Source organism: Nitrincola alkalisediminis (genome assembly GCF_009821115.1).
Classification (GTDB): Bacteria; Pseudomonadota; Gammaproteobacteria; order Pseudomonadales; family Balneatricaceae; genus Nitrincola; species Nitrincola alkalisediminis.
Map to the genome: position 1 here is coordinate 92,005 of NZ_VYTY01000004.1, position 19,350 is coordinate 111,354.

Sequence of the window (19,350 nt, forward strand, 5' to 3'; positions counted from 1 at the left end):
AGCGTCTTTATGTACCTGTCAGCTTTGAGACAAACCTATCAAAACTTGATTTTATATGATTAATAATCAATAACTTATCGAGCTTTTCTAAGTAGGCATGGAATTTGCGACAGACCCTGTGAACCCAACATGAGGATCTGACCGTGAAACTGCCCGTTCTCAATAACACGATTGCAACCAGCGAAGCCGGTGGCTGCGCTTCCGGCTCCTGCGGTAGCAGTGATGCCTCTGTTCAGAACCTGCCTGAATCCATTCGAGCCAAGGTGGCTGATCATCCTTGTTTTTCAGAGCAAGCTCACCACTTCTTCGCCCGGATGCATGTGGCGGTTGCGCCGGCATGCAATATTCAATGCAACTACTGCAACCGCAAGTACGATTGCAGCAACGAATCGCGACCCGGCGTGGTGTCGGAAGTGTTAACACCGCAGCAGGCGGTTAAGAAAGTGAAGGCCGTAGCGGCAGCGATTCCACAGATGTCTGTTTTGGGCATTGCAGGACCTGGCGATCCACTGGCGAACCCACAAAAAACCTTTGAAACCTTTCGTCGCTTGAGCGCTGAAACGCCGGATATCAAGCTGTGTGTGTCCACCAATGGCCTAACGCTGCCTGAATGTGTCGATGAACTCTGTCAGCACAATATTGATCATGTCACGGTCACTATCAACTGCGTAGACCCAGAGATAGGCGCCAAGATTTATCCATGGATTTTTTGGAAAAACAAGCGTATTCGCGGTGTCGAAGCGGCCAGTATTCTGATTGAACAGCAGCAGAAAGGGCTGCAGATGTTGATTGATCGCGGCATTCTAGTGAAAGTGAATTCTGTTCTGATTCCAGGCATCAATGATCAACATCTGATTGAAGTATCCCGTATCGTCAAAGAAAAAGGTGCATTTTTGCACAACGTTATGCCCATTATCTCAGAGCCAGAGCATGGCACGTATTTTGGCCTAACCGGGCAAGCAGAACCAACAGCCGCTGAGCTGCAGGCCGTACAGGATGCTTGTGCTGGGGATATGAATATGATGCGTCACTGTCGTCAGTGCCGTGCCGATGCTGTTGGCCTGTTGGGCGAAGATCGCGGCGCGGAGTTTACTCTCGACAAGATTGAGGCCATGGACATCGATTATGAAGCGGCCATGGTGAAGCGTGCCGAGGTGCATGATCAATTGCTTGAACAGCTCTATGCGCAGCGAGAATCCGCCTCAAAACCCGTTATACGCGTGCAAGGTCGCGCTGTATTGATGGCCGTTGCAACGAAGGGTGGCGGTGTCATCAATCAGCATTTTGGTCATGCCACTGAGTTTCTGGTCTATGAAGCCAGTCGTGATGGCGTGCGTTTTATTGGTCATCGCCAAGTCGCCAAGCCCTATTGTGAGGGCAACAGCAACTGCGGTGATGAGGCAGAAAATTTGTTAGATACCTTGCTGAAGGCTCTACAGGGCTGCGAAGTGCTGCTGTGCTCCAAAGTGGGCTATGAGCCTTGGAGTGCGTTGGAGCAGGCTGGTATACAACCGAACGGAGAGCACGCCATGGAGCCAATAGAGGATGCCATTCTGGCGGTTTACCAAGAAATGTTAACAAAAGGACTATTGCAACTACCCGATGCGGTTGATCTTAAATCAGCCTAATCCGATACACCTGAGGAGGTGCTTTTTATGGCTTTTGAAATTGTTGCCAGCTGTGTGAGCTGTACGGCCTGTGAGTCTGTTTGCCCGAATGATGCGATCACGGATCAGAAGGTTCAGTTCGCTATCGATCCGGATTTGTGCACGGAATGTGCCGAATCCTTCCCGGACCCTCAGTGTGCCAGCATCTGCCCTATAGAAGGCGCTATCGTTGATAGTGTTGGAGAACCACTGAATCCTCCCGGATCACTCACGGGAATTATTGTCGGCGTTGCCGCCTGATCAAGCGCGTTGATTAAGCCTGTTAGCTGTTCACCGCAACGCCTTTGATCAGTGCATAGACGGTCTGTCCGGGTTGGAGTTGTAATTGCTCGGCAGACCGTTTTGAAATACGCGCCAGCAATGTCTGTTTTCCCAATTGCAGGCGCACTCGCATTTGGCTTTTATCTGTATCCGGATCCAACCCAATCACTCTGACGTCCAGCGTATTCAGTAGGCTGATGGATTCAGGTAATTGCCTGGCAAGAACCACATCGCGGGCCATAATACTCACTCTGACACTGTCCCCTTTGGTGATCGGTGATAGACGTCCAGGCGACAGGTGTGTCTGACTGATCAATAAATGTTGCTGCTCTAATTGCAGCTTGGCCAGACCATCACCGGCATCCGTCTCGAACACCTGAGCTTTCAGCAGACTCACTGCGTGCTCACTATGCGAAAAGGGCAGCTGATGGTCCGTTAAGACCGTTTGAAGCTCTCCTTGAGCACGTACCACTCCCTGCTCCAGCAGCACCATATGGTCCGCTAGGCGCATGACTTCTTCAACCGAATGACTGACATAGATGATTGGCAGTTGCAGCTCCTCGGTCAGACGCTCTAGATACGGCAGTATTTCCTGTTTGCTGGTTGTGTCCAGCGATGCCATCGGTTCATCCATCAACAACAATTTAGGGCTGGTTAGCAAGGCACGGCCAATCGAAACGCGCTGGCGTTGTCCACCGGACAACTGGTCTGGATAACGTTTGAGATAGTCTTGCAAAGACAAGAGTTCAACAACTTCATCAAAGCCAATGCGGCGATCCGCAGCGCGAATACGTTTAAAGCCGTAGTGAAGGTTTTGCTCGATGGTTAGATGAGGGAACAAGCTGGCCTCTTGAAACACATAGCCAATAGGGCGTAGATGCACAGGCACAAATCGGTCTGAAGACTGCCAAACCTGATCCTGAAAGGTTAGTGAGCTATCCGGTAGCCGCTCTAAGCCCGCAATGCAACGCAACAAGGTGGTTTTACCTGACCCTGAGCGCCCGAAGAGTGCCGTTACCCCTTGATCGGGTAGCGTCAAGGAAACCTGTAACTGGAACGCCGAGCGCGTAACCTGAAAGTGCATTTTGAGCGACATACTTCCTCCAGCCTAAACGACACTCACAACTTTGAAGCGTCGGTTCAGTGCAAACACGAGCAAAAGTAAAATAAAGGAGGCACCAACGAGAATAATCGACAGTTGATGTGCTGCACTATAGTCCATCGCTTCAACATGATTATAAATGGCAATGGAGGCAACCTGGGTACGACCTGGAATATTGCCACCGATCATCAGAATCATGCCAAACTCCCCCAAACTGTGGGCAAAGGAGAGGACCGCGGCGGTTAAAAAGCCTCGCCGGGACAGTGGCAACACAATGCTGACAAAGCGGTCAAATGGAGAGGCTTTAAGCGTTGCCGCGACTTCTAATACACGCCCGCCTGCAATCGTAAACGCATTCTGCAGGGGTTGTACCACAAATGGCAGAGAGAACAGCATCGAGCCGATCACCAACCCGGTAAAGCTAAATGCCAGATGCCCAATGCCCACTGACTCCAGAAAACCACCGACCACACCGCGTGGCCCTAATAACACCAGCAGGTAGAATCCCATCACCGTGGGAGGCAGTACCAGCGGCAACGCCACTAGCGCTTCAACCAGTACCTTTGCTCGGCAGGGGGTGTGCGCCAACCACCACGCGAGGGGGGCGCAGAGAATGAGTAGTGCCAAGGTGCTAATCAAGGCGAGTTTGAGCGTGATCCAGAGTGCTATCAGATCTGCATGGCTGAGCTCCATCGTTTAGAACCCGTATCCTGCGGATGCAATCACGCTGCGCGCCTCATCACTTTTTAGCCAATCAAGAAACGCTAGGCCAGCCTCCAGTTGTGGCGAGGCGCTCAATACAACGGCCTGCTGCTCAAGTGAGACATAACTATCGCTGGCAGGTAACCAAGCATTGCCTCGGATGCTGCCATCCGCTTCGACCACTTGAGACAGTGCCAGAAAGCCTGCTTGCGCGGTGCTGCTTGTAATGTATTGCATGGCTTGGGTTAGGTTTTCCGCCTGAGCGATATGCCCTGCTTGCAAGCGTTCATACACCCCCAGTTGTTGCATGACCTCAACACCTGCCGCACCATAAGGTGCCGTGCGGGGGTTGACCAAGGCCAAGTGCTGCAACGACTCACTGTGTAAAAACGCTCCATCCTGCAATGGCAGATCCTGTTGATCGCTCCAGAGCACCAGCACACCCCGTGCATAGGTAAAGCGTGAGTCAGCCAAGGCCAGTCCTTCCTCCACCAATAACTGAGGCCGTTCGACATCGGCAGATAGGAATACATCAAAAGGGGCGCCATTCTGGATTTGAGCATAGTGGCGTCCCGTTGATCCAGAGCTGATGAGCAGCGTCTGACCGGAGTGCGCCTCATACAGAGGCACTAATTGGTTCAGCGTACCCAGAAAATTAGCCGCCACCGCCACCCGTAGCTCGCTGGCGGCCAAATGATTGCTGAACACGAAGGCAAGGCAATAGATCCAGAGGTTTTTCATAATGTCACTCCTGTTTTTTGATCAACGGCATTCCGTCACATCACGCAACCACCCGCAGAGACTTAAGTGCATCTCAAATCATTTGTGTGATCGCGCATACATCTATGCTCGTTACTAACATCCGCCAGCTACGGCTAGGTCGAGTACGACCTGCTCACGGGGCTGCCAGTTTTGTGTAAAGCGCAGATAGTCTGCTAGTGGCCCATCCCAACCTTGCTGGTGCTCATCCTGCCATAGACATAATTGGCTATGCAGCGTGAGCGCATCCAGTGGTGTCTGATGCTGTAACTCTTGATGATAGTCATCCAAGATCTTCAACAACGCCTGATGCTGTTGGCGGTGTGACTCATAGCCAGGATACCCCGTCACCTGCATAAAGCGCTCTTCCTGATCAAAATGCTCGCGCGCATTCAATATCAAACTATTGAGCAGGCAAGGCAGTGCCGTTTTTGACACCATCGGTAGGGTGCCTAGCAGTGCCATAAAGTGGTGGTGGGCACGATCCATGGCGGGTAAGTTGTAATGTTGCAAACGCAGTGTCGCGGTCATATCAGTCATGATAAACGTCCTCATTCAGGCATAGCAGGGGTGGGTAGTTTCAAGCAGTGCGGCCAGACACTCTTCGTGTGTCATCGGCAAAATTTGAAACCCTTTGCGGCTCAGAAACTTTTCTTCATTGGGGGTTGGATTGGGCAAACACGCCCAGCCAGCAGGCATTCCAGCTCCATAGGTAATGTCATTCAGCAGCATCCGTGGTGTATCTCGATTCAGGCGTAGGCCCAGCAGTAGATACTGCTTACCGATGCGCTTTTGCTTTAAAAAGGGAGGCATTCCAAACCCGCCCATCAGCTCTGTCAGGTAATCGACATAATCGGCATCGGAAGCAATATACAGTGACTCAGGCAAGGGGGTGCCGACGGGCTTAAACAGTATGGGTAGATCTGTATCCAGCCAAGAGGCAAGAGTGGCCAGATATTGATTGCCGTTGTAATAAAACAGGCGATAACGTTCAGTTCCACCGCCAATCCGCGCCACTCCTACGACCAAAATATGTGGAGTGTCTTGCCATAAGGTTTGCATCTGGGTATCACGATTCATATCGATAATGTAATCCAGATTTAATGCGGCCAATGTCTGATGGGCGTTGGAAACACTCCAAGTTGTATCCCGGTAGATCTTATCCAGAAATCGTGTGACGGCTTTGCGCCCTTTTTTTAGTTCAATGTTCATCGCTGCGCGAGGAAACTCATACATCAATTTAGGTGCCATGGGTCGTCCTTGATTCATGGCGATGATCAAGCTGTCACTTCCAGCAGGTATCGGTTGGCCTTCTGCATCGACCACATCGTTGAGTGCATCCGATCCGATCACGGGTACACACTGTCCAGAGTGCATCGCCTCCAGCAGGCTTTCAGGAAGTCTCTTATTCATCATCAGGCTCGCCCCTTGTCATTCAGTCGGAGTATTTTTTAAAGCACCTCTAAAAGCGCGTTTACATTCATAACAGCAATTCACATGCCATGATCACAACGGCGCCCTGAACGCCCGTTATCAGGGATGTTCTGAGACACAGGTGATGTGGACTCCCTGCTGTTTTCTTGTCGCCAGTCCGACAAGTCGTTTATTTTTGTCGGCTCCATAACGACCATGCAAAATGAGCGGTTATTTTTGGTTTGTATATATAACAGTGACTTAGATGTTTTTTTGCAACTTGGCACAGCCCTTGCCCTATGACTTACAGCGGTGGGCAATGTTGTTCACCAAATGATCCAACTTGAGGAGAATGACAATGGCATTACGTCAAGCTGCTATTTACGGCAAAGGCGGTATCGGGAAATCCACCACAACTCAGAACCTGGTTGCTGCGCTGGCAGAAATGGGTAAGAAAGTCATGATCGTGGGCTGTGATCCCAAAGCGGACTCCACGCGTTTGATTCTGCACTCCAAGGCCCAGACCACGGTGATGCATCTGGCTGCTGAAGCTGGCTCTGTTGAAGATCTGGAACTGGAAGATGTAATGGCGGTGGGCTATGGCGACATCAAGTGTGTTGAGTCAGGTGGCCCTGAGCCAGGAGTCGGTTGTGCGGGTCGTGGTGTAATCACCGCCATCAACTTCCTGGAAGAAGAAGGCGCCTACGATGAAGACCTGGATTTTGTGTTCTATGACGTACTGGGTGATGTGGTCTGTGGTGGTTTCGCCATGCCAATCCGTGAAAACAAAGCACAGGAAATCTACATCGTTTGCTCCGGCGAAATGATGGCGATGTTTGCTGCCAATAACATTGCCAAGGGCATTGTGAAGTACGCCACCTCAGGTAGCGTGCGTCTGGCCGGTCTGATCTGCAACAGCCGTAATACGGACCGTGAAGACGAGCTGATCGAAGCGCTGGCGGCACGTCTGGGCACCCAGATGATTCACTTTGTACCGCGTGACAACGTGGTGCAGCACGCTGAAATCCGTCGTATGACCGTGATCGAATACGATCCCAGCGCGAAGCAAGCTGATGAATACCGTGCTTTGGCCCGCAAGATTGTGGAGAACAAGCTGTTCATTGTTCCGACGCCGCTGGAAATGGACGATCTCGAAGACTTGCTGATGGAGTTCGGTATTCTGGAAGAAGAAGACGAGAGCATTGTCGGTCAGCGTGCAGAAGCCGTGGCTTAACACCCGAACATCAAGCGATAGATCCCGCGTTGGGATCAATATGAGCAGAGCATGCTCGCTAACTTATTCTCGATGGCGTTCCTGCGGATGGGCAGGCGCTGCTGGAGGAAACCTGTTATGGCTAAGTTAAACAAAGAAGAGGCGCAAGCGCTGATTCAGGAAGTGCTGGAAGTCTATCCAGAGAAGGCGAAAAAGGATCGTGCCAAACATTTAGCGGTGAATGATACCGCTGAGGCAAAAACCTGTGTGACCTCTAACCGTAAATCTTTGCCCGGTGTCATGACCATCCGTGGTTGCGCCTATGCTGGCTCCAAAGGTGTGGTTTGGGGACCCATTAAGGACATGATCCACATTTCCCATGGTCCGGTTGGCTGCGGCCAGTACTCTCGGGCAGGGCGGCGTAACTACTATGTCGGCACCACCGGTGTGGACAGTTTCGGTACGATGAACTTTACCTCGGACTTCCAGGAAAAAGACATCGTCTTCGGTGGCGATAAAAAGCTCAGCAAGTTGATCACGGAAATTGAGCAACTCTTCCCGCTCAATCGCGGCATCAGTGTGCAGTCTGAATGCCCGATTGGACTGATTGGTGACGATATCGAAGCGGTCTCCAAAGCCAGCAGTAAAGAGATTGGCAAACCGGTCATCCCGGTGCGCTGTGAGGGCTTCCGCGGTGTGTCCCAGTCGCTGGGCCACCACATTGCCAACGATGCGATTCGTGATCATGTGTTTGACCGCGAAGGTGGCAGCGAGGGTATCGAGCCGGGTCAGTACGATGTCGCTATTCTGGGTGACTACAATATTGGCGGTGATGCCTGGTCTTCACGCATTTTGCTTGAAGAAATGGGCTTGCGCGTCGTTGCTCAGTGGTCCGGTGACGGTACCCTGGCCGAGATGGAGCAGACACCAAAGGTGAAGCTCAATCTGCTCCACTGCTACCGTTCCATGAACTACATCTCACGTCATATGGAAGAAAAGTACGGCATCCCCTGGGTTGAGTACAACTTCTTTGGACCCACCAAGATAGCGGAAAGCTTGCGTAAAATTGCGTCCTACTTTGATGACAGCATCAAAGAAGGGGCCGAAAAAGTGATCGCTAAATACCAGGCGATGTGTGATGAGATTATTGCCAAATACCGCCCACGTCTTGAAGGCAAAAAAGTGATGCTGTATGTCGGTGGCTTGCGCCCTCGTCATGTCATTGGTGCCTATGAAGATCTTGGCATGGAAGTAGTGGGTACTGGCTATGAATTCGGCCATAACGATGACTATGACCGTACACGTAACGATGTCGGCAATGCCACGTTGATATATGACGACGTGACTGGCTTTGAATTCGAAGAGTTCGTCAAGCGCGTCAAGCCCGACCTGGTCGGATCTGGCGTGAAAGAAAAGTACATTTTCCAGAAAATGGGTGTGCCTTTCCGTCAGATGCACTCCTGGGATTATTCCGGCCCTTACCATGGCTACGATGGCTTCGCTATTTTTGCCAAGGATATGGACATGACCCTGAACAATCCCTGCTGGTCAAAACTGACACCGCCCTGGAAACAACGTCCAGAAGCCGAACAGAAGGCAGTTGCCTGATTCCCTTATTACTACTCACGCCTGCGTCCGCAGATTAGCGGCCAGGCAAGGAGACGGTCATGCAAGACATTGAAAATATCAAACAGAGCTTTCCTTTATTCAGAAATGAAGAATACAAAGATGTGCTCGCACGCAAAAAGGGTGACTATGAAAACGGTCATGCAACCGATACTGTCGATGAGACCTTCCTATGGACGACATCGGTGGAATACAAAGAGCTAAACTTTGCTCGCGAAGCGCTCACGGTCAATCCGGCTAAAGCCTGCCAACCTCTAGGCGCCGTACTCTGCGCCTTGGGATTTGAGAAAACGCTGCCCTATGTGCATGGATCGCAAGGTTGTGTGGCCTATTTCCGGACCTATTTTAACCGCCATTTCAAAGAGCCTATTGCCTGTGTTTCCGATTCCATGACAGAAGATGCAGCAGTGTTCGGGGGACAGAAAAACATGATCGACGGATTGGAGAATGCTAAGGCGCTCTACAAACCGGAGATGATCGCCGTTTCCACGACCTGCATGGCCGAGGTAATTGGTGATGACCTGAATGCCTTTATTGGCAATGCTAAAAAAGCGGGTGCGGTTGCTGAAGACTTCCCCACTCCTTTTGCACATACACCGTCCTTTGTCGGCTCGCATGTAACGGGCTGGGACAATATGTTTGAAGGGGTTGCTCGTTACTTCACCCTCAACCACATGGAAGGTAAGGTGGTGGGCAGTAATCAAAAAATCAACCTCGTCCCAGGCTTTGAAACCTACTTGGGTAACTTCCGCGTTATCCACCGTATGATGAAAGAAATGGGCGTTGATTACAGTCTCTTGTCTGATCCCACCGAAGTACTGGATACCCCCGCAGACGGTGAATACCGCATGTATTCCGGTGGCACAACGCAGGATGAAATGAAAGATGCGCCGAATGCCATTACCACCATCCTACTGCAACCCTTACACCTTGTTAAAACGGAAAAACTGGCCAGTACAACCTGGGGGCATGATGTGCCCAAGTTGGATATCCCCATGGGGCTGGAGCTCACTGACAACTTTTTGATGGAGGTCTCGCGTTTAACGGGTAAAGACATTCCAGACAGTCTCGCCAAGGAGCGTGGCCGTTTAGTGGATATGATGACGGACTCCCACACCTGGTTACATGGCAAGAAGTTTGCGCTCTATGGCGACCCAGACTTTACCCTTGGCCTCACCAAATTCCTGTTGGAACTGGGGGCCGAGCCGACACATGTGCTGTGTCAGAGTGGGAGCAAGCGTTGGGAAAAACGCATGAAAAAAATGCTGCAGGAGTCGGCACCCGCTAACAACCAAACGCAGTTGTTTTCACGTCATGATTTGTGGCATTTCCGCTCACTGATGTTCACTGAAAAGCCGGACTTCATGATCGGTAACTCCTACGGCAAGTTTATCCAGCGTGACACCCTGCATAAAGGCAAGGAGTTCGAGGTACCGCTCATCCGTATCGGCTTCCCGATCTTTGACCGGCATCATCTACATCGTTCAACCACTATGGGTTATGAGGGTGCGATGACGATACTGACCACCCTGGTAAATGCCGTACTGGAGCGTATGGATGATGATACCCGTCTGATGGCACAAACAGACTTTAACTATGATCTGGTGCGTTAATCAGACGATTCAGTACAGGAGAAACCTATGGCCAACATTATCATCAGTCAGGCAACAGAGGGTGGACTGACCTTCTATATGCCAAAAAAGGATCTGGAAGTCCCGGTTAAATCGCTGGAGTTTAACCAACCACACAAGTGGGGAGGTGCGTTAACTCTGGCGGACGGTCAGCGTTATTACATAGACCCGCTGGACACTATGCCGTCACTTCCTAAATCGCTGCGTGCCAAGCGCATGGACTGACGGTCATAGGTCTCTTGTTTAACTGTGGAGGATGTAAACATGTCAATGAAAATCGATCCGGATATCTGCACGGCGTGTGGCGACTGTGAAGTGGAGTGTCCTACCGTGTCAATCAGCGTTAAACGTGGAGTCTATATCATTAATGCCAGCACCTGTGATGAGTGTGTCGATGAGGGAGCACCGCGCTGTGTTGCGGTCTGCCCCGTCGACTGTATCACGCTGGCCGCTTAATCCTGTCTGTCATGTCTGAAGCTGGCTGCAATTGGCCAGCTTCGGTTATCGATTCATTTCCGGAGGGGGAGAACATTCATGACCAGTATCAGCCAAGGCGCTGCACGACGCTTATCCTATGCCGCGCGTGCACTGTCCGAACAAGACCCAGCTATTTTCGTTGTGGCGATGGGGTCTTATCTTGGGTTGCCAATCACTGAAGAAAAACTGAAGGGCCTGACTGTAGAAGATATACACCGTATTTTAAGCGGTGATGACGGTGAATTGCCGGAGGACTATAGTCGCGACAGCATCAAACATGCCTTGCAGTACCTTTGGGGGGAGCAAGATGCTCAGACTCAGTTACCCGATATAGAAACCATGCCACTGGCCATGCAGGGTTTACCCAGTCTTAAAGTGGCCGTCGCGTCCAATACAGCAGAACAGCTGGATGGCCATTTTGGTTCTTGTCTGCGATTTTTGATATACCGAGTGAATACAGAGGGACTCTATTTAGCCGACATACGGGACACCCGTGGCACCCAGACGGCAGATGACCGCAATACGGCCAGAGCTGAGTTGATCGGCGATTGTCAGTTGCTTTATGTCCAATCCATCGGCGGACCTGCGGCGGCCAAAGTCGTACGTGCAGGCGTGCACCCCATTAAATTCCCAAAGCCAAGCGCGGCTCGGGAGATGCTCAGTACCTTGCAAAGCAGTTTGGCCAATCCATCCCCTTGGTTGGCTAAAATTTTGGGTAAAGAAAATGCATTGGTACAGCGATTTGCTGACGAGGCTGACGAATGATTGCCGCGAGTATGTTGGCACAATTGGCTCAGGCCATTGAGCAAACACCCCCAGCACAAAGGGATGATATCGAGCAGTTTAAACCCTTTTTGCAGGGCGTCAGTCTGACATGTTGCAGCGATAACGATATACCCGGGCGTGCCAAACCTGTGTATCAGGGAGCTGGTTTTGATCTGTATCTGGTTGATGCAACGGCGCACTGCGCCTGTTTGACCAACGACCTGACGATTGCCAGCGCTGTGGTGTTAGCACGGCATGATGATGAGGATTAGGCATGAATTTAACAAGGGAGAACAGCATGCAAAACAGGGTATTGGCTGTCGTTCCATCCGAGGGAGTGCAGCACTTCGGTCCCAGTGTTGACGAGTTGGCTGAGGGCATTGCTCGCCTTCCACCGCGTCCCCATCACACCACATTGTTAAGCTATCTCAGCACTTACTGGCCCGAAGCCCAATTTCAGCATCGGTTTACCCGCTCAGGCTGGTTCAGGAGCGGAGGGGTTCGACATCAAGATGGCACTTTGATTAGCCAGAATATCGAATCGTGGCTAGAAACATCGCTTCGGCAAAGCGGTGACTTTGAACAGTTGCTGATGGATCTTGAAGCTTTGCAACCCTTAGTGACGCGCTTTAACGGAGTGACCCATTTTTTTACAGCCAGCTACGGCAATGCACCGGAGGCTTGTTGGCAGTTGGAAGTGGAGGAGTTACAAGAAGTGATGGACCGACATTTGCTCAATCCTGCCGCCACTGAACCGCTGGATGTGTCTGACCTGACAGATCCATTGCATCCGGCAACGCTGGATGGGCAGCCCGTTGGCTTTCCTGTGTATCGACTTGGCAGTCTGATCAATCTGCATCTCGCACTCGCCATCGCTGTTAATGCGCCGTCCTTACAGCGTTTTTTTAATGAATGGTCAGAAAGCCGACTGCCTGACTTTCATCATCACTGGTTTTTTCAGCGGCAGGAAGTTCAAAACCACTATGGTGTCCAAGCGCTGCGTCTACTGCCTCAGGCCATTAAAGCGGATGCACTGAGGGAGCACTCTTGGGATCTAAATGCCAATGCAACGGAAATGGCCGACCAGTTACGGTCTTTTGATAAAACAGCAGGTTTTTTTGGTGCTTGGTATTTTTGCATGGTGACGGGCAATCTCGTGCCTAAGGCACTGGCAGAGCGTTTACAGCATGACTGGATCAACAATTATCGCTATATCTCTGAACGCCAATCCCTTTGGATTCACAAATGGCTGCACCAACCCTATAGCCTATAGTTCCCCCCCATCGAGGCTGACAACCGCTTAGTGGGTTGTTCAGCCTCTCTTTATCTCTAGATTGGGTTTCTGAGTTGCGCCTCTTTGTCGTATTTAAGACATTTTGTTGGTTAGGTCTGACCCAACACAGAGATCAGGCTTGATTGAAAATTATAACCAATTGTTTTAACTCTAAAAAAGTAAACGTCTTGCGTTTTTTGGCTATGGCACAGGCCTTGCAAAATACTAAGTACCTACGCTGGAGAGACTGAGTTTGCCAGCGACAGCCATCGTAATAGAAAGAGGATGCAACTATGCAGGCAAAACAACTGGCAGCCTTACTGGATGAGCCCGCTTGCAGCCACAACACCAAAGCAAAAAGTGGCTGCACACCGCCCAAACCTGGCGCGTCTGATGGGGGGTGTGCTTTTGATGGAGCCCAGATCGCCTTGCTTCCTATTGCGGATGTTGCGCACATCGTCCACGGTCCCATCGCCTGTGCTGGCAGCTCTTGGGATAATCGCGGTACGCGTTCCTCCGGCCCAACCCTTTATCGGATTGGCATGACCACGGATTTAACGGAGCAGGATGTGATCATGGGGCAGGGCGAAAAGCGTCTTTTTCACAGCATTGCCCAAGCCATCAAGGATTACTCACCTGCTGCTGTGTTTGTGTACAACACCTGTGTGCCAGCATTAATTGGGGATGACTTTGAGGCCGTTTGTCGGGCGGCCAGTACCCATTTTGGGGTGCCAGTTGTCCCAGTGGATTCGGCTGGATTTTACGGCACCAAAAACTTGGGCAATCGTTTGGCCGGTGAGGCCATGTTTAAATATGTCATCGGTACGGCTGAACCAGAGCCCATCGCTGCAGAGAGCCAACGTCCCGGTATTCGCGTGCATGACATCAACTTGATTGGTGAATACAACATTGCTGGCGAATTTTGGCAGGTGCAGCCATTGCTTGATGAGCTGGGTCTGCGCATCCTTTGTACTTTGTCTGGCGATGCTCGCTTTCATCAAGTGCAAACCATGCACCGTGCTCAAGTGAATATGGTGGTGTGTGCAAAGGCTCTGTTAAATGTTGCGCGCAAACTGCAGGAACGTTATGGAATTCCTTGGTTTGAGGGCAGTTTCTACGGGGTTGAAGACACGTCAGAGGCACTGCGAAGTCTAGCTCGCTTACTCAACGATTCTGATTTAAGCCAACGCACAGAGGCGCTTATCGCGCGGGAAGAGGTACGTATCCACACTCTGCTAGCTCCCTGGCGGGAAAGATTAAAGGGTAAGCGCGTACTGCTGTACACCGGAGGAGTGAAATCCTGGTCGATTGTGTCGGCTTTACAGGATTTAGGGATAGATGTGGTGGCAACCGGTACAAAGAAATCCACTGAAGAGGACAAACAGCGCATCCGCGAAATCATGGGAGAGAATGCTCGGATGCTGGACGATGGCAGCCCTCGTGCCTTGCTGGATACCCTTCGCGATTACCGTGCCGATATGCTGATTGCCGGGGGCCGGAATATGTATACCGCATTGAAGGCTCGCATTCCTTTTCTAGACATTAACCAAGAACGCGAGTTTGGCTATGCCGGTTATGACGGCATGCTGGAGCTGGCTCGTCAGCTTTCATTAACGCTGGAATCGCCAATTTGGTCGTCCGTGAGAAGCCCAGCCCCTTGGCACAGGTCGGCTAAAGGAGTTCAACATGGCTAAGATTATTAAGCGACATAAACCGCTTGCGGTGAGTCCACTCAAGGTGAGTCAGCCAACAGGTGCTGTGTTGGCCTTGTTGGGCATACGTCACGCGTTACCAATGCTGCACGGTTCACAGGGGTGCAGTGCGTTTGCCAAGGTGTTTTTTGTGCGTCATTTTCGTGAGCCTATTCCGTTGCAAACCACCGCTATGGACCAGACAACCACCGTTATGGGGGCGGATGACAATGTGTTTCAGGGATTGCGTACCTTGATTGAAAAACGCCACCCCGCTCTAATTGGCATCCCCACGACGGGCTTATCGGAAACCCAAGGCAGTGATATCCAAGGGCTGGTGACACGCTTCTATCAACAATTCCCTGAATACACCTCGACACCGATTATTCCAATAGTAACGCCCGATTATAGCGGTGGTCTGGAAAGTGGCTATGCACTTGCGGTTGAAGCCCTGATCGACCGGCTCGTCCCTGATGATGCAGGTCATGCAGGAGAAAACCCAAAGCAAATCAATGTGCTGGTGTCCTCGATGCTGACAGCCGCGGATTTGGAGTATCTGCGTGATCTGGTCGAACGTTTCTCCCTGGAGCCCGTCATACTTCCCGACGTGGGTGATGCATTGGACGGTCACTTAACGGAGGATGACTTTACACCCGTCACCATTGGCGGCACTCCCGTCGATGCGTTTGCCACATTGGGTAAGGCCCGTGCCACCCTCGTTATAGGTCGATCATTGCATAAAGCCGCCAACCTGCTACACCAGCGGACTGGCGTTGAGGATTACCGTTTTGATAGCCTGATGGGATTAGAGGCCATGGATAGGCTGGTGGAGACGCTTCATCAGCTCAGTGGGCAGGCAGTGTCCAGCCGATTAGAACGCGAGCGCAGTCAACTGCAAGACAGTATGCTGGATACCCACTTTATGCTGGGATTTGCACGCTATGCGGTTGCGGCAGATCCAGATCTGTTGCTTTCGCTCAGCCAGTTGTTGGTCAGTATGGGAGGGGAGGTTGTGGCGGCTGTCAGCCCACACAATGCCCCATTGTTGTCGGATTTGCCCGTTAACGAAGTCTTTATTGGTGATTTAGAGGATCTGGAACACGCAGCACGCACGCATCAAGCACAACTCTTGATCAGTAATGCCCATGCAGCCGAAACTGCCAGTAGACTCCATATTCCGCTCGTTCGAGCAGGCTGGCCAGTCTATGATCGTCTGGGGGCACAGCACCAGCTCTGGATCGGTTACCGAGGGACTCGCAATACTCTGACGCGACTGGCCAATGAGTTGCTGGAGCAGGGGCATCAGCACGCCATCAAGCCCTACGTCTCTATCTATGCCAGCACAGTCTATCGCGCCGATACCACTCAGAAAACGACGCAGACACATCACTCCATAACCAGGGAGGTGAGCCATGCGGCATTTGAAGCTGATTGATTCAGCCAAGTCCGATACCCGTCGATTGCACATTGCTTTTGCCAGTAGTGATCGATGCCATGTGAATCAGCATTTTGGTGCAGCGGAGGCGTTTGTCATTTACAGCATCAGTGCTGTGGAGTATCGCGTGGCTGAAATCGCTGAGTTTTCCGGCAATGACACCCTAAAGGACCAGCAGGAAGGTAAGCTCGACGCCAAAGTTAAACTCCTGCAGGGGTGTGCAGCCGTCTACTGCAATGCCGTAGGGGCCTCTGCCATCCGACAGCTCCTGGCCGCAGGGGTACAGCCACTGAAAGTAGAGCAGGGAGTGTTGATTGAAGATCTGCTTAAACAACTGATCGAGTCTTGGCCTTTGTCTGCGCCGGTCTGGTTAACACGTGCTCTGCGCCAGCAGGAAAACGCGGTCCCGTCTGATGAATGCTTTACGGCCATGCTTGCCGAAGGCTGGACAGAGGATGGGCCATCATGTTGACCTCTCAAGGCCGGATTGTGCGTTCAGACGACGGTCGATTGTTGATGCAGGCTGAGTGCCTTGAGTCCTGTAAGGCGTGTGGCGTTAACAGACTCTGCTCCGGACGTCGCCGCACTCAGCTGTTGAGCCTGCCAGCATCCGAACATGTCTGGCTAGAAGGGCAATGCGTTCAAGCCCATATTGAAGAAGGCGAACTGCTGCGCATCGCTTTGCTGGTCTACAGTTTGCCCTGCATCATGATGATCATCACGGCGGTATTGGCATCGTTTTGGGGCAACGTTGCCACGGCCATCGGATGCGGGGTGGGCCTAGTCATGGGCATACTGATCAGTCGCCAGATTGCCTTACACAAGCCGCCAAGGGTTCACTTGATGACACCCCCGATAGACCCCGATACCAATATCAACCCTTTGGGGGATCCGACGAAGCATACCCTGATAGATGCGAGTCCTTTAGATGCGAATCCCTTAGAGGCTCATCCCTTAAATGCTAACCTCTTAAATGCCACCCCCCGACCTGCAGGAGAAAGACCATGAACCCAACGACTGAAACGACCTGGCCTGACCACCCGTTTATTGCTGAGATGATCCGTCAGACACGTGCGTTTGACAGCTATGGTGTCCATGAGCAGCTGAGTCCTTTTGAGTTGCTGCAGCCGTATATCGTCACTAAAGCACAAAGACGTGAAATGCCAATCATCGGCGATCCAGATGAAGAGATACTCGCACGTTTGAAAGCCTATTACAGCGCGATTGCCATGCGGATCGAGGCGGGTTGCGGCAGCATGGCGACTCCACTGTTCAGTCTGTCACACGAAGGCTTTGGCCGTGTCATCATCAGCGTTGGCAAGCTCCTTGTGCTGGATCGCTCTCTGCGTGATGTTCATCGTTTCGGGTTTGAATCGATGGACGGGTTATGTGAACAAGCCGATACCTTGGTTAACGCAGCCTTGAGTATTATCCGACAGCACCCAGACGCGGCCGCCGCCTGAAACGAGCAAAGAGGACACCTGACAATGAACGATAAAGAGATCAAAGCACTGGAAAAACAACTGCGCCGAGCACGACGTATCGCTGGTGAACAGGCAATGGAGCTGCACGATTTGGTCGAAGATGGGCTGCCCGCTGCCTATGCTAAATTACCCACGCTTGCTGCAGCAACCTATGTTGCCTGTGAAGAGTGGGATCTGCTTCGTCAAACCCTGGAGCAAGCCCAGCAAGCAGAGGAGCTCCGGTCATGAATCCGATTACGGGCTTAACCCGTGGTGGCAGCACTTGGATACCTGAGTTTGTCATTCATCTGAACGAAGAGACCTGCATTGGCTGTGGACGCTGCTACAAAGTCTGCCCACGTGATGTGTTCACGCTAGACGAGCGCGAACCCGATGATGATGCAGATGATGTGGTCAGCATCATGGTGATTGCCAATGCCGCTGATTGTATTGGTTGTGGCTCCTGCGCCAGGGTATGCCCCAAAAAATGCCATACCCATGAAGCCAGAGCCTTAGATTAAATTAATGCAGCTTTAAACGTGGCCGTATCACACGATTAATACGATCCACCAAGGTCACTAAGGCCGTTTTAAAGAAGCCATAGAGGGCCAATTGATGAAGTCGATACAAGGATACATACACAATACGTGCAATACGTCCTTCGACCATCATGCTGCCTTTACTCAGGTTCCCCATCAAGCTCCCCACTGTGGAGTATTGACTTAGGGAGACCATTGATCCGTAATCTTTGTATTGGTAGGCCGGAACCTCTGTACCTTCAAGCACTTTTCGAAAGTGTTTAAAGACAAAACTGGCCATTTGATGCGCTGCTTGAGCACGAGGGGGCACAAGGCTTTTTCCGTCCGGCATCAAGCACGCGGCACAGTCACCGATCGCGAAAATACTTGGGTCGAGTGTTGTGCGCAAATCGGGGTGGACAAGCAATTGATTGCGGCCATTCACCTCTAAGCCATCGAGCGTTTTTAACAAGTCAGGTGCCTTGATGCCAGCGGCCCAGACTTTTAGATCGGCTTGAATTTCCTCACCGGATTGCGTAATGAGGTGAGTGGCCGTGACTGAGGCAACTTGTGTGCTGGTTTTGATTTTGACTCCCAGTTTTTCCAACTCAAAATGTGCAGCGCTTGAAAGACGTTCAGGCAATGCAACAAGAATGCGAGGCCCTGCTTCAATCAGCGTGACTTCCAATTGGCTGCGATTCAGCTTGGATAAACCATAGGCGCTCAGTTCTTTGGCCGTGTTAAAAATCTCGGCAGAAAGCTCCACGCCCGTCGCACCGGCCCCCACGATGGCGATGCGTAAATGTCCCTCGGATTCGGAGCTGGCGCGAAGCCATGCCTCCAGAAGATGATGGTGAAAGCGCTCAGCCTGATAACGATTGTCCAGGAATGCACAGTGATCACGAACCCCGTCGATACCAAAGTCATGAGTCTGACTGCCCACGGCAAGCACAAGGTAGTCATAGTTAAGGGTGCGAACGGGGAGGACAACTTCGCCATCAATCCCTTTGACGGCCGCTAGGTTGAGTGTTTTTTGTGAGCGGTCGATACTTTCTAAGCGGCCTATCTGGAATTTGAAACGTGCACTGCGGGCTTGGGCTCGATAGCTGAGTTCATCAATGCCCGGATCAAGTGAGCCTGTGGCAACCTCATGCAATAAGGGTTTCCAAATATGGGTGGGGTCTTCATCGACAAGCGTGACCAGTAATCCCTTGCGGGCGTATTTACGGCCCAAGCGGGTGGCAAGTTCCAATCCACCTGCACCACCGCCAACAATCACGACATGTTTATCGAAGATTCGACGATCAGACATGGCTAACCTCTCTTCAAAATAAAAACATTATCCTCTTCTTTA

General features: G+C 51.5%; 23 protein-coding genes. 17 read left to right on the top strand and 6 right to left on the bottom strand.

Annotation, left to right across the window (positions count from 1 at the left end):
• The first annotated feature begins 143 nt into the window (after positions 1–143).
• The gene (nifB, locus tag F5971_RS08110; protein WP_193494672.1) at positions 144–1,628 is read left to right on the top strand and encodes a nitrogenase cofactor biosynthesis protein NifB; all 1,485 of its coding nucleotides are present in this window, start codon (positions 144–146) and stop codon (positions 1,626–1,628) included.
• 27 nt (positions 1,629–1,655) lie between these two features.
• The gene (locus F5971_RS08115) at positions 1,656–1,907 is read left to right on the top strand and encodes a 4Fe-4S binding protein (protein ID WP_193494673.1); all 252 of its coding nucleotides are present in this window, start codon (positions 1,656–1,658) and stop codon (positions 1,905–1,907) included.
• Between the two features lie 22 nt (positions 1,908–1,929).
• On the opposite strand, the gene modC is transcribed toward F5971_RS08115, so the two are convergent.
• The 5 genes from modC to F5971_RS08140 form a co-directional block, all read right to left on the bottom strand.
• Entirely contained in the window at positions 1,930–3,024 is a 1,095-nt protein-coding gene (gene modC, locus F5971_RS08120) for a molybdenum ABC transporter ATP-binding protein (RefSeq protein ID WP_193494674.1), read from the bottom strand.
• Positions 3,025–3,036: 12 nt separating this feature from the next.
• Entirely contained in the window at positions 3,037–3,723 is a 687-nt protein-coding gene (gene modB / locus F5971_RS08125; protein WP_193494675.1) for a molybdate ABC transporter permease subunit, read from the bottom strand.
• Positions 3,724–3,726: 3 nt separating this feature from the next.
• Positions 3,727–4,473: a molybdate ABC transporter substrate-binding protein gene (gene modA / locus F5971_RS08130; RefSeq protein WP_193494676.1), complete on the bottom strand. Its 747-nt coding sequence runs from the start codon at positions 4,471–4,473 to the stop codon at positions 3,727–3,729.
• Positions 4,474–4,587: 114 nt separating this feature from the next.
• Complete coding sequence (locus F5971_RS08135) at positions 4,588–5,031, bottom strand: bacteriohemerythrin (protein ID WP_193494677.1); 444 nt, start codon at positions 5,029–5,031, stop codon at positions 4,588–4,590.
• 15 nt (positions 5,032–5,046) lie between these two features.
• Entirely contained in the window at positions 5,047–5,907 is an 861-nt protein-coding gene (locus F5971_RS08140; protein WP_193494678.1) for an SIR2 family protein, read from the bottom strand.
• 355 nt (positions 5,908–6,262) lie between these two features.
• Between F5971_RS08140 and nifH the strand changes: the two genes are divergently transcribed.
• The 15 genes from nifH to fdxB all read left to right on the top strand — a co-directional run bounded on the left by nifH (position 6,263) and on the right by fdxB (position 17,999).
• Positions 6,263–7,138: a nitrogenase iron protein gene (gene nifH / locus F5971_RS08145; RefSeq protein ID WP_193494679.1), complete on the top strand. Its 876-nt coding sequence runs from the start codon at positions 6,263–6,265 to the stop codon at positions 7,136–7,138.
• 117 nt (positions 7,139–7,255) lie between these two features.
• On the top strand, positions 7,256–8,725 hold the full coding sequence (gene nifD, locus F5971_RS08150) for a nitrogenase molybdenum-iron protein alpha chain (RefSeq protein ID WP_193494680.1): 1,470 nt from the start codon (positions 7,256–7,258) through the stop codon (positions 8,723–8,725).
• Positions 8,726–8,784: 59 nt separating this feature from the next.
• On the top strand, positions 8,785–10,356 hold the full coding sequence (gene nifK / locus F5971_RS08155) for a nitrogenase molybdenum-iron protein subunit beta (protein WP_193494681.1): 1,572 nt from the start codon (positions 8,785–8,787) through the stop codon (positions 10,354–10,356).
• A 27-nt stretch (positions 10,357–10,383) separates the two neighbouring features.
• Complete coding sequence (nifT, locus tag F5971_RS08160; RefSeq protein WP_193494682.1) at positions 10,384–10,599, top strand: putative nitrogen fixation protein NifT; 216 nt, start codon at positions 10,384–10,386, stop codon at positions 10,597–10,599.
• Between the two features lie 39 nt (positions 10,600–10,638).
• Positions 10,639–10,830: a 4Fe-4S binding protein gene (locus F5971_RS08165; protein ID WP_193494683.1), complete on the top strand. Its 192-nt coding sequence runs from the start codon at positions 10,639–10,641 to the stop codon at positions 10,828–10,830.
• Positions 10,831–10,908: 78 nt separating this feature from the next.
• Entirely contained in the window at positions 10,909–11,616 is a 708-nt protein-coding gene (locus F5971_RS08170) for a dinitrogenase iron-molybdenum cofactor biosynthesis protein (RefSeq protein WP_193494684.1), read from the top strand.
• Entirely contained in the window at positions 11,613–11,888 is a 276-nt protein-coding gene (locus F5971_RS08175) for a DUF6129 family protein (protein ID WP_193494685.1), read from the top strand. The genes F5971_RS08170 and F5971_RS08175 overlap by 4 nt, the downstream gene beginning before the upstream one ends.
• A gap of 26 nt (positions 11,889–11,914) precedes the next feature.
• Positions 11,915–12,889 (top strand): hypothetical protein, encoded by a 975-nt coding sequence (locus F5971_RS08180; protein WP_193494686.1) that lies wholly within the window; start codon positions 11,915–11,917, stop codon positions 12,887–12,889.
• A gap of 293 nt (positions 12,890–13,182) precedes the next feature.
• Positions 13,183–14,583 (top strand): nitrogenase iron-molybdenum cofactor biosynthesis protein NifE, encoded by a 1,401-nt coding sequence (gene nifE / locus F5971_RS08185; protein ID WP_193494687.1) that lies wholly within the window; start codon positions 13,183–13,185, stop codon positions 14,581–14,583.
• Positions 14,576–16,015, top strand: a complete 1,440-nt coding sequence (gene nifN, locus F5971_RS08190) for a nitrogenase iron-molybdenum cofactor biosynthesis protein NifN (protein ID WP_193494688.1) — start codon at positions 14,576–14,578, stop codon at positions 16,013–16,015. Before nifE ends, nifN begins: the two co-directional genes overlap by 8 nt.
• On the top strand, positions 15,993–16,487 hold the full coding sequence (locus F5971_RS08195) for a NifB/NifX family molybdenum-iron cluster-binding protein (protein WP_193494689.1): 495 nt from the start codon (positions 15,993–15,995) through the stop codon (positions 16,485–16,487). Before nifN ends, F5971_RS08195 begins: the two co-directional genes overlap by 23 nt.
• Entirely contained in the window at positions 16,481–17,023 is a 543-nt protein-coding gene (locus F5971_RS08200) for a SoxR reducing system RseC family protein (protein ID WP_193494690.1), read from the top strand. The genes F5971_RS08195 and F5971_RS08200 overlap by 7 nt, the downstream gene beginning before the upstream one ends.
• Positions 17,020–17,478, top strand: coding sequence for a NifX-associated nitrogen fixation protein (locus F5971_RS08205; protein WP_193494691.1), 459 nt, complete (start codon positions 17,020–17,022; stop codon positions 17,476–17,478). Before F5971_RS08200 ends, F5971_RS08205 begins: the two co-directional genes overlap by 4 nt.
• Before the next feature lie 24 nt (positions 17,479–17,502).
• Positions 17,503–17,727 (top strand): CCE_0567 family metalloprotein, encoded by a 225-nt coding sequence (locus F5971_RS08210; RefSeq protein WP_193494692.1) that lies wholly within the window; start codon positions 17,503–17,505, stop codon positions 17,725–17,727.
• Positions 17,724–17,999 carry a ferredoxin III, nif-specific gene (gene fdxB, locus F5971_RS08215; protein ID WP_193494693.1) on the top strand — a complete coding sequence of 92 codons (276 nt, stop codon included), beginning with the start codon at positions 17,724–17,726 and terminating at the stop codon, positions 17,997–17,999. Before F5971_RS08210 ends, fdxB begins: the two co-directional genes overlap by 4 nt.
• Position 18,000: 1 nt before the next feature.
• On the opposite strand, the gene F5971_RS08220 is transcribed toward fdxB, so the two are convergent.
• A complete protein-coding gene (locus F5971_RS08220) occupies positions 18,001–19,308 on the bottom strand; it encodes an NAD(P)/FAD-dependent oxidoreductase (protein ID WP_036511043.1) in 1,308 nt (435 codons plus the stop codon).
• Between the last annotated feature and the right edge of the window lie 42 nt (positions 19,309–19,350).